The following is a 15616-nucleotide window of genomic DNA, read 5'->3' as shown; positions in this document are numbered from 1 at the left end:
CTAACGACGAGGCAGATAGGGTGACGCGCGGCCTGGTGTCAAGATGTCGGGCACGGGGAACGACTGGATTTTTTATGTCTGGCCAGGCCGGATAAAACTCTTTCCCACGGGCCACCGGCCTGACCGGACCATTGCCTTGACCCGTCGACGGCCCCCCTCTATCGCCTCGGGCGATGAGTTGAAAGACAGCGGGCCGTCGATGCATAGCACCACTTCCGGTTTTTCCGGCATTAGTCGCAAGATAAAGGCTCTGGCCGAAATTTCCACCGGCTACGACGCGCTGTTCTGCGATGTGTGGGGCGTCGTCCACAATGGCGAGCGCAAGCACCCGGCCGCCGAAGCCGCCTTGGAGGCCGCGCGCGCGGCGGGCGCCAAAGTGGTCCTGTTGACCAATTCGCCGCGCCCTTCGGCCAGCGTCGTCGGGCAACTCGATGCGCTGGAGTTTTCGCGCGACGCCTATGATGCGGTCGTCACCTCCGGCGACGCCACCCGCGCGCTGATCGCGGAAACCGGCGGGCCGGTCTTCCATCTCGGCCCGGCACGGGACATCGAGCTGTTCGACGGGCTGGGCGTCGAGCGGGTCGACGCGACGGACGCGGCGGCGATTGTGGCGACCGGTCTTTACGATGACGAGGCCGAGACGCCCGCGGACTATGGCGATCTGCTGTCCCGCCTGCATTCCCGCAGTCTGCCGATGATCTGCGCCAATCCCGACATCGTCGTGCATCGCGGCGACCGGTTGATTTACTGTGCCGGCGCGCTGGCGCGCGACTATGCCGCTCTCGGAGCGACGGTCCATCTCGCGGGCAAGCCACATCGGCCGATCTACGACGTGGCGACCCGGGTGGCGGGCATGTCCGATCGCGCGCGCATTCTCGCCATCGGCGACGGCCTGATGACCGACATCAAGGGCGCCAATGATTTCGGCATCGACGTGCTGCTGATCACCGACGGCGTCCACGGCGACGAGTTCGGCGGGTCGAGCCCCGACGCCGAGGCGGTTGCGCGGGTCTTGCGCGAACGCGGTCTCGACGCCCGCTATTTCATGGCGGCGCTGGCATGATGAAAGGCGCCGCGCTGCGACTTGGCGGCATTGCGGACATCCCCGAGAGCCTTGCCGGCTGCATCGTCGCGGTCGGCAATTTCGACGGCGTGCATCGCGGCCACCAGGCGGTGCTCGCGGTCGCGCGCGAATTGGCCGCGGCCGAGGGCCGGCCGCTCGTCTGCCTCACCTTCGAGCCGCATCCGCGCACGGTCTTCCGTCCCGACATGCCGGTGGCACGATTGACGCCGGCGCCGATGAAAGCACGGCTGCTCGGGGCGCTCGGCTTCGACGCGGTGGTCGAGCAGCCTTTCGACCGGGACTTTGCCGCGCTGGAACCGGACGCCTTCGTCGAAACCGTTCTCGTCGATTGCCTGAAGTCCCATCATGTGGTCGCGGGTTTCGACTTCCATTATGGCGCCAAACGCGGCGGCACCCCGCAAACCCTTGCCGAGGCGGGCCCACGCCAGGGCTTTGGTGTGACGCTGGTGCCGGCTTTCACTGATGAGGGCGGTGAGACAGTGTCGTCGAGCCGCATCCGCGCGTTGCTCGAAGCCGGCAGCGTCGCTGAGGCCGCCGGCCTGTTCGGCTATCGCTGGACGATCCGCGGCGAGATACGCCACGGCCAGAAGCTCGGCCGCACGCTAGGCTATCCCACCGCCAATCTGCTGCTTGAACCGGACGATATGCTGAAACACGGCATCTATGCCGTGCGCCTGCGCCGGCCCGACGGCACGCTCCATGACGGCGTCGCCAGCTTCGGCCGCCGACCAACCTTCGACAATGGTGCGGCGCTGTTCGAGACCTTCCTGTTCGACTTTTCCGGCGATCTTTATGGCGAGGCAGTCGACGTCTCGATCTTCGCCTTCTTGCGCGGCGAGGCGCGTTTCGAGAGCGCCGAGGCGCTTGTCGCCCGGATGGATCGCGACACTGCAGAGGCGCGGGCCTTGCTCGCGGGCGTGGCGCCGCTGTCGGCGCTGGATAACGCAATTTCCTTCTGACGAAGCCGCCGATGACGCCACCGCCGCTGGCGGGTTGGACGGCCGGTCAGGCTATATATGTGCTTGAAAGCATATGGCTTTGAGTGCATAATCCACGATATGGTTTGGGCCGTCAGCTTCCACGGTGAATTTGCGGACGAGTTTGGCGAATTCGCCGATGGGGTAAAGATCGAACTGGCGGCGGTGGTCGGCCTGCTGGAAGAGTTTGGCCCGGCGCTGAGTCGTCCCCATGCCGATACGCTGAACGGATCGAAGCACGCCAATATGAAGGAGCTTCGTTTTAAGGCAGATAACGGTGTGTGGCGGGTCGCCTATGCGTTCGACCCTGAAAGAAAAGCCATTCTGCTCGTCGGCGGCGATAAGTCCGGATCGAACGAAAAGCGCTTTTACAAGAAGCTCCTGACGATAGCCGATAAGCGCTTTGATCAGCATCTCGATGAATTGAAAGGAGGTTCGCCATGACGGTTTCGGCAAAGCATGTCTTTGCAAGACACATGACGGCCGAGCAAAGGAAGCAGGCAAAGGCCCGCTCGAAAAACCTGATCGCCGAATACAAGACGCTTCAGGAGCTGCGCAAAGCACGCGAAATGACCCAGGTCCGCCTTGCGGAGGTCTTGGGCGTCACCCAGGATAATATCTCGCGCCTGGAAAAGCGTTCGGACGTGCTTCTGTCGACACTGCGCAGCTATATCGAAGCGATGGGCGGCGAACTGGATCTGGTCGTCACCTTTCCCGACCATCCCCCCGTTCATCTGAATACGTTGAGCGGTCATGATGAGCGCTCGACCTCGCGATGACGGTCGCTTGAGATGAACAGCGCATTGCAATGTGCGCGTCTGCGGTCGATCTACCCGCGAAGCGGCCGCCTTGGTCTCGGCGCCGGAGCCGGCACCATGATCGGCGAGCGAGCGGCCGGGGGAGAGAGCCACCCGGCCAAGCGTTTGCGCTTGCCCCCCTTCGGACCCTCGTCATCGTCGGGAAAGCGCCCGTTGAGCATGATCACCATGCCGATCTGAACGCTCGAAAAGGTGAGGCCGAGGAAATAGATAACCAGCCCGATCGCCAGCGAGCCGGAATCCGAGCGGGCGATCACCGTCCCGAAACCGCCGATATCGGCAAGCGCCAGCACGGCGACGAAGAACGCGGCGGCACAAAAGCCGATCAGCGCGTTGCGGGCGAGAAAGCGAAAGAGATGGGGCATCGCGACCTCTGTCTATCTGGCTTGTAGATAGTGATGCCGGAGTACGGCGTCCAAATTATGTCTTTTGGCCTGGGAGCCAGCGCGAGTCTCCGCGCTTGAGGGTGTCCATCGCGCGCCTTTCCTTCGCTGGCCGGACTTGCTAAAGGCTCGGGCCATGCTCAGTCCGCGCGCGCATTTCGTCATACGAATTAGCCGCCCGGCCTTCTGACCGGCTTCTGCCGGGGAGGGTCCGGGTTTGCCGGCCGCCGCGCCACCACCGCTTTTTTCCTTTGTGCCGTGCTTTGTTCGCGGCGGACGACATGGCTGACATCATGAGCGACACCAAGACCCCCGACGGCACCGTCGACTATTCCAAGACGCTGTTCCTGCCCGAGACCGACTTTCCGATGCGCGCCGGCCTGCCCAAGGCCGAGCCGGAATGGATCGTCAAATGGGACGCGATGGATCTCTACGGCACCTTGCGCAAGGAATCGGCGGGCCGGCCGAAATACGTCCTGCATGACGGGCCGCCCTATGCCAACGGGCATCTGCATATCGGCCACGCGCTCAACAAGATCCTCAAGGACGTCGTCACCCGCTCGTTCCAGATGCGCGGCTACGATTCCAATTACGTCCCCGGCTGGGATTGCCACGGCCTGCCGATTGAGTGGAAGATCGAGGAACAGTACCGGGCAAAGGGCAAGAACAAGGACGAGGTGCCGGTCAACGAGTTCCGCAAGGAATGCCGCGACTTCGCCGCCCATTGGGTGAGCGTCCAGAGCGAGGAATTCCGCCGCCTCGGCGTCGAGGGCGACTTCAAGGACCCGTATCTGACCATGGCCTATGGGGCGGAGTCGGTGATCGCCGGCGAGCTGCTGAAATTCGCCATGTCCGGCCAGCTTTATCGCGGCTCCAAGCCGATCATGTGGTCGGTAGTGGAAAAGACCGCGCTGGCCGAGGCCGAGGTCGAGTACGACGATTACGAGTCGGATACGGTCTGGGTGAAGTTTCCGGTGCGGGAGGCTATCGGCCAGAGCGATAAATCAAGCGGCTTTGCGAACTCGATGGACGCTGCATTTGACTCGGCCGCCGCCAAACGAAATGCGCTTCTGAGTGCCTCTGTGGTCATCTGGACAACGACGCCATGGACGATTCCCGGCAACCGGGCGATCGCCTTCTCACCGCGCATTGCCTATGGCCTTTACGAGGTCACCGCGCCGGACGACGCTGACACTCCGCGCTGGGCTATGCAGGGCGAAAAGTTCGTCCTCGCCGACGCTCTCGCCGCCGACGTTTTCGCCAAGGGCCGCGTTCCAGAGGAGGGATTCCGGCGCGTTGCCGACGTCATGGCGGACGAACTCGCCGTGCTGACCTGCGACCACCCGCTCAAGGGCCTCGCCGGCGGCTATGGCTTCGCCGTTCCCCTTCTCGCCGGCGAGCACGTCACCGACGAGGCCGGCACCGGCTTCGTCCACACCGCGCCCGGCCACGGCCGCGAGGATTTCGACGCCTGGATGGAGGCGCGGCGCGATCTCGAAGCGCGCGGCATCGACACGGCGATCCCCTTTACCGTCGATGACGACGGTTTCTACACTCGCGACGCGCCGGGCTTCGGTCCGGACGCCGAAGGCGGTCCCGCGCGCGTCATCGACGACAAGGGCAAGAAGGGCGACGCCAACAAGCGCGTCATCGCCGCGCTGATCGAGCGGAACAATCTGCTGGCGCGCGGCCGGTTGAAGCACCAGTATCCGCATAGCTGGCGGTCGAAGAAGCCGGTGATCTTCAGGAACACCCCGCAATGGTTCGTCCATATGGACAAGGACCTCGGCGGCTATGGGCGCCCCGCCGGCGTTTCCGGCGAGGACACTCTGCGGTCCCGTGCGCTCACCGCCATCGACGCCACCCGCTTCGTTCCGGCCTCCGGCCAGAACCGGCTGCGCGGCATGATCGCCGACCGGCCGGACTGGGTGCTCTCCCGGCAAAGGGCCTGGGGGGTGCCGATCTGCGTCTTCGCCGACGAGAATGGCGCGATCCTCAAGGACGAAGCGGTCAACGCTCGCATCCTGGAAGCCTTCGCGGAAGAGGGCGCCGACGCCTGGTTCGCCGATGGCGCCAAGGAGCGTTTTCTCGGCAACGAGCACGATCCGGCGAAATGGACCATGGTCCGCGACATTCTCGACGTCTGGTTCGATTCCGGCTCGACCCATGCCTTCTGCCTGGAAAAGCGGCCCGACCTGAAATGGCCGGCCGATCTTTATCTCGAAGGCTCCGACCAGCATCGCGGCTGGTTCCACTCCTCGCTGCTGGAATCCTGCGCCACGCGCGGCCGGGCGCCTTATAACGCGGTGGTGACCCATGGCTTTACCATGGACGAGGAGGGGCGGAAGATGTCGAAGTCTCTCGGCAACCAGACCTTTCCGCAGGACATCATCAAGCAGTCCGGCGCCGATATTCTGCGCTTGTGGGTCGTCACGACCGATTACACGGAGGACCAGCGGATCGGCAAGACGATCCTGCAGACCAACATCGACAGCTATCGCAAGCTGCGCAACACGCTCCGGTGGATGCTCGGAACGCTCGCCCACGACACGGGCGAGACGGTGCCGCTGGCCGAGATGCCGGAGTTGGAGCGGCTGATGCTGCACCGGCTCGCCGAGCTCGATGAGGTGGTCCGCAAGGGCTACGATTCCTTCGACTTCAAGCGGATCAGCCGCGCACTGCTCGATTTCGTCGTGGTCGAGCTGTCGGCCTTCTACTTCGACATCCGCAAGGATTCGCTGTATTGCGATCCGCCGTCGGCGGTCCGCCGCAAGGCTGCGCTGCAGGTCGTGCGCACGCTGTTCGACCATCTCGTGACCTGGCTCGCGCCGATGCTGCCCTTCACCATGGAGGAGGCGTGGCTGTCGCGCTATACGGAGGCGCGGTCGGTGCATCTGGAATCCTTCCGCGATGTCGATCCGGCTTGGCGCGACGACGCGCTCGCCGCCCGCTGGCAGAAGTTGCGCCGGGTCCGGCGCGTCGTCATGGGCGCGCTGGAGGAACAGCGGCGGGCGAAGACCATCGGCTCGTCGCTGGAGGCCGCGCCGGTCGTTTATCTCGAAGACGCTGATCTGCGCGCTTTGGCCGCGTCCGTCGACTTCGCCGAGATCGCCATCACCAGCGGCCTCGACATTTCCGCCGAGCCGGCTCCGGTCGAGGCATTTCGCTTGGTCGACACGCCCGGCATCGCCGTCGTCTTCCGCAAGGCGCAGGGGACGAAATGCGCCCGATCCTGGAAGATCACCGATGATGTCGGCTCGGATGCCGATTTCCCTTACGTATCGGCGCGGGACGCTGCGGCTTTGCGGGAATTGGGCGTGACGACGGCGCGCGTCCTCCAGGAGGCTGAAGGTTCGCTATAGGCTCATAAATCGCGTCGGCGGTGGCCCTTCCATCGAAGATTGCGGGGTAAAACCGCCAACCGCGGTTGCGTGGTGATGGAGAGAGTCTTAAAAATACGCCCGGAATTCGCCTGAATTTCGTGGCATGCGCGGGCCGCTTCCGGCGAATGCCGGACGCCGCCCCTCCGCTGACGTGAGGGCGGCAAATTCGGCTAGGGGGCCGTATCGTATGATGAAGACAGTTCGGCTCGCGTTTCACGCGATCGCCCTCGGCGCGGTGACGCTGGCCCTCTCCGGCTGTCTGGGGCCGACCTATGGCACCGGCAAGTCGCAGGGCGAGACGCTGTTCGACGACCTCAACAACATGGTTTCACTCGGGGGCGGCGGCGATAATGGCGCCGAGATCGCCTATGCGCCGCGCCCGGAACTGGTGAAGCCCGAGAACACCAGCATTTTGCCGCCGCCGCAGGCGGCCCGCAATACGACTGACGATCCCAATTGGCCGGAATCGCCGGAGCAGCGCGCGGCGCGTCTGCAGGCGGCCGCCTATCAGGGCGATGGGCCGCTGCCCGCCGATATCGCGACGGCGCGAAAGGAAGGCGTGACCCAAGCCTATCTCGATCGCACGACTCGTAGTGGCCACAAATTCGACAGTAACAGCCGCGACACCACGCTTTCCCCCGAAGAACTGAGAGGTCGCGGCGAACTGGTCCGCCAGCGTCTTCGCGAAGGTCAGCAGGGCAGCGCGACCCAGCGCAGATATCTGAGCGAGCCGCCGGTTGCCTATCGCAAGCCCGCGGCCACGGCGCCGGTCGGCGATCCCGGCGAGGACGAGAGTGTCAAGGAGCGGCGAATGCGCGGCAGCGACGGCGGCCTCGGTTCGAAAATCCGCAACCTGTTGCCGTTCTGATCGCCTGGGCGAAGCGCTGGAGCCGCATCTGGCCTTGACGTTTTGCGGCCTGTCGGTCTCAGCGTCTGGCGCGAAAGAATTCGCGCAGGATCGAGGCGCTCGCGCTTTCCGCGATCCCCGCGTAGACGTCCGGTGCATGGTGGCAGGTCGGCTGGCTGAAGAACCGTGGCCCCGCCTCGACGGCGCCGCCCTTCGGGTCGCCGGCGCCGAAGTAAAGCCGCCGGATGCGCGCGAAGGAGATTGCCGCCGCGCACATGGCACAGGGCTCGAGCGTGACATAGAGATCGCAGTCCGGCAGCCGTTCGGAGCCGAGTGCCATCGCGGTTTCTCGAATAACGAGGATTTCGGCATGGGCGGTCGGATCGTTACGCGCGCGCGTTTCGTTGCCCGCCCGGGCGAGGATTTTCCCGGCCCGTACGACGACTGCGCCGACCGGCGTCTCGCCGCGTTCGGCCGCGTCGCGGGCTTCCTTGAGCGCGACGTCCATGAAATTCTGATTGGCCACGGCCGGGTTCCTCTCGCTCCGGGGGTAACGACCTGTTAGAGCGATCCACGGCCGGTGCGCGGATCGGCTAGACGCATCGTCGAGCCCCTCGCCGCGCCTGAGACCGGTTTTTTAGCCGATCCGGCATGCCGGACAAGGGCGCGTTTCTCGATCTGAGGGGTTCCCCAGGCCAGGGTCCGCCGCAGCAAAGGCAATGGCATGAGCGATACGACGAACGGCGACGACAGGAAAGGCCGCGGCCGCAAACCGGGTAGTGGCAGCGGTGCGCGCGGCGGCAAGGGTGGCGGCGGCGGTGAAAAACGCCCCTTCCGGTCGCGCGTTGAGGCCCCGACCGGGGATCGGCCGGACGCCGGCCAGCCACGCGGCGAGCGTCCCTCGTCAGATAAGCCATTCACGCCGCGCAGCCGGGGGATGGTCTCCCATGGCGGGCCTCGGAGCGGAAGCGGCGAAGGCATGGCCTCGAAGCCTCGCAGCTATGGGCGGCTCGATCACGATTCCAAAAGCGCCGAGCGCCAGCCAAGGCACGCGGACAAAGGCGGGCGGCCGCCGCGGACGGATCGGCCGGCACGAGCCGACGCGGACGCCGCGATGCCGGGCAAGATGCGGATCGCCCGGCGGCTGGCGCGGGCGGGGATTGCCTCGCGCCGCGACGCCGAGGGCATGATCGCCGACGGTCGGGTGCGGGTGAATGGCAAGCTGCTCGACACGCCGGCGCTGGACGTGACCGCAGCCGACCGGATCGAGATCGACGGCGCACCGCTGCCGGCGATCGAGCGCACGCGGTTGTGGCTGTTCCACAAGCCGGCCGGAACGGTGACGACGAACCGCGATCCGGAAGGGCGTCCGACTGTTTTCGAGCGGTTGCCGAAGGATATGCCGCGCGTCCTCACCGTCGGCCGGCTCGATATCACCACCGAGGGCCTGCTGCTCCTGACCAATGACGGAGGTCTGGCGCGAATCCTCGAACTGCCGGCAACCGGCTGGTTGCGCCGCTACCGGGTGCGCGCCCATGGCGCGATCGACCAGGCGCGTCTCGACGAGTTGCGTCAGGGCATCGCCATCGACGGCGTCTTCTATGGCGCGATCGAGGCCACTCTCGACCGCGAGCAGGGCTCCAATGTCTGGCTGACGCTGGGCCTGCGTGAAGGCAAGAACCGCGAGGTCAAGCGCGTCCTCGCCCATCTCGGCCTGGACGTGAATCGCCTGATCCGGCTCTCCTTCGGCCCCTTCCAGCTGGGTGATCTCCCCGAGGGCTCGGTGCAGGAAATCAAGGGCCGGACGCTGCGCGACCAGCTCGGCGATCGCCTGATCGAGGAGGCCGGCGCCGATTTCGACGCGCCGGTCGCCAAGCCCTTCTCCAACAAGCCGGTCGAGGCAGAGCAGCCGACCGAGGATTTGCGGCCCGTCAAGCGCGGCGACTGGATTTCGGCGAGCGAGACGGCGCCGAACAAGAAGCGCACCCGCGAGGCCAAGCGCGAGGATGTCCTCGGCCGCCTGGATACACGCGCGCCGCGACCGCAGCGCGGCGACCGGCCGGACAGGCCGGAGCGAGGCGATGCCGGCAAGCGCTTTGACGGTCCGAAGAAGCCCTATGGCGACCGCGGCGCGGCGTCTGCCGACGGCGACAAGCCGGCGAGCAAGAAGCCGTTCGGGGAGGGCAAGCGTTCGGCCAATGTCTGGATGGCGCCGGGCGCCCGGCCGCAGGGCACGAAGAAGGGGCTGGCGGCCCAGGATCGGCCGCAGCGCCGGGGGCCGGGAGGCGCGGGCAGGCCGTCGGCCGGCGCCGGTTCGACCGGGCGGGAGGGCGGCGACAGGCCGCGCGGCCCGCGACCACCGCGCAAGGGCTGAGCCGCGATGCGCATCGTCGGCGGTGAATTTCGCGGCCGCCGCCTGGCGACGCCGAAAACCGACGCGACCCGCCCGACCACGGATCGCAACCGCGAGACCCTGTTCAACATGCTGGCCCACCGGCGCGGCTTCACGCTCGACGGGGCGCGGGTGCTCGATCTGTTCGCGGGCACCGGGGCGCTGGGGCTGGAAGCCTTGTCGCGCGGCGCCCGCTTTTGCCTCTTCGTCGAGGAGGGCGTCGAGGGCCGGGGGCTCGTGCGCGAGAATGTCGAGGCCTTCGGGCTGCAGGGGCGGTCGAAGATCTTCCGGCGCGACGCGACGCGGCTCGGCGGCGTCGGAACGATGGAGCCGTTCTCCTGCCTGTTCGCCGACCCGCCCTACGGCAAGCGGCTCGGCGAGGCGGCGCTGGTCTCCGCCCGCGACGGCGGCTGGCTGAAGCAGGGCGCGCTCGCCGTGGTCGAGGATGCGGTCTCGGCCCCGTTCGAGACGCCGGAGGGTTTCATGCTGGAAGAGCAACGCGCCATGGGCGACACGGTCTTGCGCTTTCTGGCCACGCCGCAGCTGTGATCCTTGAACCCGGCGACCTAACTAAACCGTAATTGGCCCCAATTCCTGCGATCCGTCATAGTCCGGGCTTTCCTGACCAGCCCCGTCGAACGAGGACCAGACCGAACGATGAAGCTTTTCCCGCGCCAGATCGGCCTTTCGGCTCTCGCCGTCGCATTCGCTTTGCCGCTCGCGGCCCGTGCCGAGACGGTGGCCGCACCGAAGGCCGAGGCCGCGACGCAGCAGGCCACGACGGAGAAGGCCGCCGCGCTTTCGACCTTCATGCTCGACAACGGGCTGCAGGTCGTGGTCCTGCCCGACCATCGCGCCCCGGTCGTGACCCAGATGCTCTACTACAAGGTCGGCGCGGCGGACGAGGCGCCCGGCGAAAGCGGCATCGCCCACTTCTTCGAGCATTTGATGTTCAAGGGCACCAAGACCAACCCGGAAGGAACCTTCTCGCGGGCCGTCGCCGAGATCGGCGGCCAGGAGAACGCCTTCACCACCTCGGACTATACCGGCTATTATCAGCAGGTTCCGGCGGATGCGCTGGAAATGGTCATGACCTTCGAGGCGGACCGGATGGAGAACCTCGTCCTTTCCGAGGAAACGGTGGCCCCCGAGCGCGACGTTATTCTGGAAGAGCGCCGGTCGCGCGTCGACAACGATCCCGGCTCGCAGCTCTCCGAAGCCGTCCAGGCGGCGCTGTTTCAGAACAGCCCCTATGGCGATCCGGTGATCGGCTGGCGCTCGGAGATCGAGGCGCTGTCGCGGGACGGCGCTATCGCCTTCTACGACAAATATTATACGCCCAACAATGCGATCCTGCTGATCGCCGGCGACGTGACAGAGGCCGAAGTCCGTCGGCTGGCCGAAAAGACCTATGGCAAGGTCGCGCGCCGCGCCGAGCCGGGAGAGCGCGTCCGGCCGGTCGAGCCCGAGCCGCTAGCCGCGCGGACGGTGACGCTGACCGACGCGCGCGTCACCCAGCCGTCGATGCAACGGACCTATCTCGCGCCCTCCGATACGACCGCCCAGCCGGGTGAGGCCGAAGCGCTCGATGTCTTGGCCGACGTCCTCGGCGGCGGCACCACTAGCCGGCTGTACCGCAGCCTCGTCGTCGACAAGGCGATCGCGGCCAGCGCCGGTGCCCATTACGCCGGAACGGCGCTGGAAGAGGGGCAATTCGTCGTCTACGGCATGCCGCGCGGCGAGGCGACCCTTGACGCGATCGAGACGGCGATCGACGCCGAAATCGACCGCATCGTCGAAAAGGGCATCACCGAAGAGGAGCTGGAGCGCGCCAGGAACCGGGTCCGCAAGGACGTCATCTACCAGCGCGACAGCCAGACCTCGATGGCGCGGCGATACGCGGCGGCGCTCTCGACCGGCCGTACCATTGCCGATGTCGAGGGCTGGCCCGAGCGGATCGAGGCGGTCACCGTCGAGGACGTCACTGCGGCGGCACGCAAATATCTCCAGCCGAAGCGCTCGGTGACCGGCTACCTCCTGCCGGAGCCAGGCGCCGAGACCCGCTCCTGATTTGTCGCATCGCGGAAGGAAAAAACCGTTGAAGCCATTCGCCAAGCCATTATCCGGCGCCATCGCCGCCCTGACCCTGTCGCTGGGGCTTTCGTTTGCCTCGCTCGGCCCGGTCGGTGCCGTCGAAATCCAGGAAGTGACGAGCCCCGGCGGTATCAAGGCCCTGCTCGTCGAGGACTATACCAATCCCTTGATTGCCATGAAATTTGCCTTCAAGGGCGCCGGCTCGACCCAAGATCCAGAGGGAAACGAAGGCACCGCCAATTTGATGTCAGGCCTTCTCGACGAGGGCGCCGGCGAGATCGACAGTCGTGCATTTCAGGCACGTCTCGACGATCTCGGTGTCTCGCTGAGCTATGACGCCAGCCTCGACAATTTCTCCGGCAACTTCCGCACCATCGTGGAGTTTGAGGACGATGCCTTCGATCTCCTGAAGCTGTCGGTCAACGATCCGCGTTTCGACGAGGAGCCGGTGGCGCGCATCCGCGGCCAGATCAAAGCCAGTATCGTTGCCGACCAGAATGATCCGGGCGAGCTTGCGGGCAAGGCATTCCGCGAGACCGTCTTCGCCGGGCACCCCTATTCACGCCCGACGGAGGGCACGGTTGAAAGCCTCGACACCGTGACGGCGGATGATCTGAGGGCCTTCCGCAACAAGAATTTCGCCAGGGACAACCTTTATGTCGGGGTCGTCGGCGCGATCAGTCCCGAACAGCTCGGCAAACGCCTCGACGAGGTCTTCGGCGCCTTGCCGAAAACGGCCACCCTGAAGCCGATTGCACAGACCGAACCGGTGACCGGCAAGACCGTCGCTGTCGAGCTCGATGTACCGCAAACGGCGATCCAGTTCGCGCTTCCCGGCGTCATGCGGGACGACGAGGAGTTCTTCGCGGCCTATCTGATGAATCACATCCTCGGTGGCGGCTCGTTCACCTCGCGTCTTTATACGGAGATTCGCGAGAAGCGTGGTCTTGCCTATGGCGCTGGCTCCTGGTTGGCCAGCTACGATCATGCCGCGGTGCTTGGCGCGAGCACTGCGACCCGCTCCGACAAGGCGGCCGAAAGCATCGAGATCATCCGTGACGAGCTGAAGCGCATGTCCGAGGAAGGTCCGAGCAAGGAGGAACTCGCCAAGGCAAAGGCCTATGTCAAGGGCTCGTACGCCATCCGCAATCTCGACTCGTCGCTGGCAATCGCCTCGACGCTCGTGGGAATTCAGCTCGACGATCTCGGCAATGACTATATCGATCGCCGCGAGGCGATTATCGACGCCGTGACGATGGAAGAGGTGAAACAGATTGCGCGCAAGCTGCTCTCGGTTGAGCCCACGGTCATCACCGTCGGTCCAGCCGGGGCCTGACGGCGTGAGCGACTTCGCGCTGGCGCTTGGGGGAGGCGGTGCCCGTGGCATCGCCCATATCCATGTAATCGAGGCGCTCGATGAACTCGGCGTGCGGCCGAAGCGGATCGTCGGTTCCTCGATCGGCGCGATCATGGGTGCGGGTTATGCCGCCGGCATGAGCGGCGCCGAGCTGCGCGCCTTCGCTCTCGAAAGCTTTGCCCGCAAGCGGCTGGTGTTGTCCCGGCTGTGGCGTACCCGGCCCACGCCCTTCCAGGACTTCATGATCGACGGAGCGCTACGCTTCGGTCCCTTCGATGCCGAGCGCGTGTTGTCCGTCTTCCTGCCTGCCGATCTGCCACCGACCTTCGAGCGCCTGCAAATACCCCTCGGTGTGATGACGACAGACTTTTATGCCCGCACCGAGTGCGAACTCCACAGTGGCAGCCTGATCAGTGCTTTGGCGGCCTCGGCGGCGATCCCCGCCGTGTTCCGTCCGGTTCGTAGGGACGGCAAGGTGCTGATCGACGGCGGCATCTTCAATCCGCTGCCTTTCGACCGGGTGCGGGGCAAGGCCGCCATTGTCGTCGCGGTCGACGTCAATGGCGGTCCGGTGGGCAGCGGCGACACTATGCCGACGCAGATGGAGGCGATGTTCGGTGCCTCGCAGCTGATGATGCAGTCGATCACAGAATCCAAATTGCGGATGTGCCCACCCGATCTGCTGCTGCGGCCGCCTGTTCTGGCCTACCGGGTACTCGATTTCCTGCGCACGCGGCAGATCCTCGAGGAGACGGCCTCGTTCAAGGAGGAAACGAAACGCGCGCTCGATCGTCTGCTGTCCGGGAAGATGGAACCGGGCAGGAGCGGAGCGGATGCCGCAGCGCGGATGCTGGCCGGTTGACGCATCCATTGTTCTAGGCCGTGGTGTTTTCCAGGAATCGCATCAGCCCGGTTTCGATGCAAGTCAGCCCGTCGCGCTTGCGGCCCTTCAAAATGTCCTGCGTAAGCCACTGCTGCTCGAATGCGCTGACGATCGCTGGATGCACGTAGGATGCGCGGGACACTGCCGGCGTATTGCGCAGCAGCCCCGATACCGACTTCATCGCGGCTGCCACCGCCCGCTTGCGCTTGGCCGGCGTGTCTGCGGTGGGGCCCGCCTCTTCGACCAGAAAACGCAGCGCCTCGGCCGAGCCGTGAAAGGTGCGGAAGTCCTTGGCGGAAATCGAGACGCCGCTCGCCTCGTGGAGATAGTCGTTCAGCAGGTTCGCGGTCAGCTCGCGCTGCTTCTTCTTCTGGCCCGGAAACCGAAAAAGCCGCTGCCCCTTGCCCTTTCGCACTCGTTTCAGTGAGCGCACCAGCGGCGCGTCACCGATCTCGATGCGGTGCGGCTTGTTCGACTTTCCAACGAATTTCAGCACCGCGACCTTCTTGACGATCCGAAGGTTTTTCTTGCGTAACGAGGCGACACCCCGCCCCCCGTCAGCGGCATATTTTTCGTGGCCGGGACGCATGGCCGTCACGTCGATCAGCCGCGTCGCGACGGCCGACGTCGTGCGCTGATCAACCTTGTTGCGGCGCAGGTCCTTGTCGACAGTCCGCCGGAGTTTCGGCAAGGCGCGGCCGAAACGTAACAGCCGCTCGGTCTTCACCGCGTCGCGCACCTTTACCCATTCGTCGTGATAACGGTATTGCAGCCGGCCCTTCTCGTCTCGGCCGATCGCCTGGATATGGCCGTTCGACTCGAGACAGATCCGCACATCGGTCCAGGCCGGCGGTATCGCGAGCGCTTTCACTCTCTGCTTGAGGGTCTTGTCGGTGATCTTTTGCCCTGTGGCGAAACAGATGCGAAACCCCTTGCCGTTCCGTCGCCGTTCGACCGCGAAGGTCTCCGGCTCGACGAGGCGGAGGCCGAACCGTTCGGCATGGCGGGCGAGCTGCTTGTTCATGAAACGGAGGTGAGATCGTCCGGATATTCGGAATTTGGAAACGCCGCTCCGCCGGTCGGGTTCCCTCCTGCTGCCGCTGCCGCCGCGGCGATTTGACGGGACGGCTAACGACCCGAGTTTTTAGCTCGGAAAGACTTAGGTCGCCTGGGTGCAAAAAGGGAATGCAAACGTGATAAAATTCAATAACTGTGATAAGATTCAATGGAATTGGGGAGCCGTTCGGAGTTGGGTGTTGTGAGCGAAAGCTTCACCGAAAAGGTCAGCCGGACAATCAACGATACCGATGTCACCGGCAATGCCGACGATGAGACTCCGACTTGCCTTATCGAGCAGGAGGACCGAGATCGCGTACTGAAGTCGGAGTCCGAATGGAC

Annotated in this window: 15 protein-coding genes; 12 read left to right on the top strand and 3 right to left on the bottom strand. The window is 65.2% G+C overall.

The window, feature by feature from the left end; translation table 11 throughout:
- Positions 1 to 229 precede the first annotated feature (229 nt).
- The 4 genes from ING15_RS00070 to ING15_RS00055 all read left to right on the top strand — a co-directional run bounded on the left by ING15_RS00070 (position 230) and on the right by ING15_RS00055 (position 2840).
- On the top strand, positions 230 to 1063 hold the full coding sequence (locus ING15_RS00070; protein WP_408628665.1) for a TIGR01459 family HAD-type hydrolase: 834 nt from the start codon (positions 230 to 232) through the stop codon (positions 1061 to 1063).
- Complete coding sequence (locus tag ING15_RS00065; RefSeq protein ID WP_408628664.1) at positions 1063 to 2043, top strand: bifunctional riboflavin kinase/FAD synthetase; 981 nt, start codon at positions 1063 to 1065, stop codon at positions 2041 to 2043. Before ING15_RS00070 ends, ING15_RS00065 begins: the two co-directional genes overlap by 1 nt.
- A gap of 63 nt (positions 2044 to 2106) precedes the next feature.
- Positions 2107 to 2505 carry a type II toxin-antitoxin system RelE/ParE family toxin gene (locus tag ING15_RS00060; RefSeq protein WP_456298347.1) on the top strand — a complete coding sequence of 133 codons (399 nt, stop codon included), beginning with the start codon at positions 2107 to 2109 and terminating at the stop codon, positions 2503 to 2505.
- Positions 2502 to 2840 (top strand): helix-turn-helix domain-containing protein, encoded by a 339-nt coding sequence (locus ING15_RS00055; RefSeq protein WP_206452733.1) that lies wholly within the window; start codon positions 2502 to 2504, stop codon positions 2838 to 2840. Before ING15_RS00060 ends, ING15_RS00055 begins: the two co-directional genes overlap by 4 nt.
- Before the next feature lie 50 nt (positions 2841 to 2890).
- Here the strand turns inward: ING15_RS00055 and ING15_RS00050 are convergent, their stop codons facing one another.
- Entirely contained in the window at positions 2891 to 3244 is a 354-nt protein-coding gene (locus ING15_RS00050; protein ID WP_206452732.1) for a hypothetical protein, read from the bottom strand.
- Positions 3245 to 3543: 299 nt separating this feature from the next.
- Here ING15_RS00050 and ileS point away from each other — a divergent pair, with 299 nt between their 5' ends.
- Positions 3544 to 6624: an isoleucine--tRNA ligase gene (gene ileS, locus ING15_RS00045; RefSeq protein ID WP_408628656.1), complete on the top strand. Its 3081-nt coding sequence runs from the start codon at positions 3544 to 3546 to the stop codon at positions 6622 to 6624.
- Between the two features lie 208 nt (positions 6625 to 6832).
- Positions 6833 to 7513, top strand: coding sequence for a hypothetical protein (locus ING15_RS00040; protein ID WP_206452731.1), 681 nt, complete (start codon positions 6833 to 6835; stop codon positions 7511 to 7513).
- A gap of 58 nt (positions 7514 to 7571) precedes the next feature.
- Here the strand turns inward: ING15_RS00040 and ING15_RS00035 are convergent, their stop codons facing one another.
- Entirely contained in the window at positions 7572 to 8000 is a 429-nt protein-coding gene (locus ING15_RS00035) for a nucleoside deaminase (RefSeq protein WP_206453210.1), read from the bottom strand.
- A gap of 216 nt (positions 8001 to 8216) precedes the next feature.
- On the opposite strand from ING15_RS00035, the gene ING15_RS00030 reads away from it, so the two are divergent.
- The 5 genes from ING15_RS00030 (at position 8217) to ING15_RS00010 (ending at position 14197) form a co-directional block, all read left to right on the top strand.
- Positions 8217 to 9866, top strand: a complete 1650-nt coding sequence (locus tag ING15_RS00030; protein WP_206452730.1) for a pseudouridine synthase — start codon at positions 8217 to 8219, stop codon at positions 9864 to 9866.
- 6 nt (positions 9867 to 9872) lie between these two features.
- Positions 9873 to 10433: a 16S rRNA (guanine(966)-N(2))-methyltransferase RsmD gene (gene rsmD, locus ING15_RS00025; RefSeq protein WP_206452729.1), complete on the top strand. Its 561-nt coding sequence runs from the start codon at positions 9873 to 9875 to the stop codon at positions 10431 to 10433.
- Between the two features lie 108 nt (positions 10434 to 10541).
- Positions 10542 to 11954 carry a M16 family metallopeptidase gene (locus tag ING15_RS00020; RefSeq protein WP_206452728.1) on the top strand — a complete coding sequence of 471 codons (1413 nt, stop codon included), beginning with the start codon at positions 10542 to 10544 and terminating at the stop codon, positions 11952 to 11954.
- Positions 11955 to 11982: 28 nt separating this feature from the next.
- Positions 11983 to 13314: a M16 family metallopeptidase gene (locus ING15_RS00015; protein WP_232845468.1), complete on the top strand. Its 1332-nt coding sequence runs from the start codon at positions 11983 to 11985 to the stop codon at positions 13312 to 13314.
- A gap of 4 nt (positions 13315 to 13318) precedes the next feature.
- Positions 13319 to 14197 (top strand): patatin-like phospholipase family protein, encoded by an 879-nt coding sequence (locus ING15_RS00010; RefSeq protein WP_206452727.1) that lies wholly within the window; start codon positions 13319 to 13321, stop codon positions 14195 to 14197.
- A gap of 13 nt (positions 14198 to 14210) precedes the next feature.
- On the opposite strand, the gene ING15_RS00005 is transcribed toward ING15_RS00010, so the two are convergent.
- Positions 14211 to 15242 carry a DNA topoisomerase IB gene (locus tag ING15_RS00005; protein ID WP_206452726.1) on the bottom strand — a complete coding sequence of 344 codons (1032 nt, stop codon included), beginning with the start codon at positions 15240 to 15242 and terminating at the stop codon, positions 14211 to 14213.
- 201 nt (positions 15243 to 15443) lie between these two features.
- Between ING15_RS00005 and ING15_RS19895 the strand changes: the two genes are divergently transcribed.
- Positions 15444 to 15616: HVA1 family protein (locus tag ING15_RS19895; protein ID WP_408628663.1), on the top strand; the 173-nt coding region annotated here is incomplete at its 3' end.

Source organism: Aurantimonas marina, from assembly GCF_017183135.1.
Lineage (GTDB): Bacteria > Pseudomonadota > Alphaproteobacteria > Rhizobiales > Rhizobiaceae > Aurantimonas > Aurantimonas marina.
This window is presented reverse-complemented; position numbering and strand designations above follow the sequence as displayed.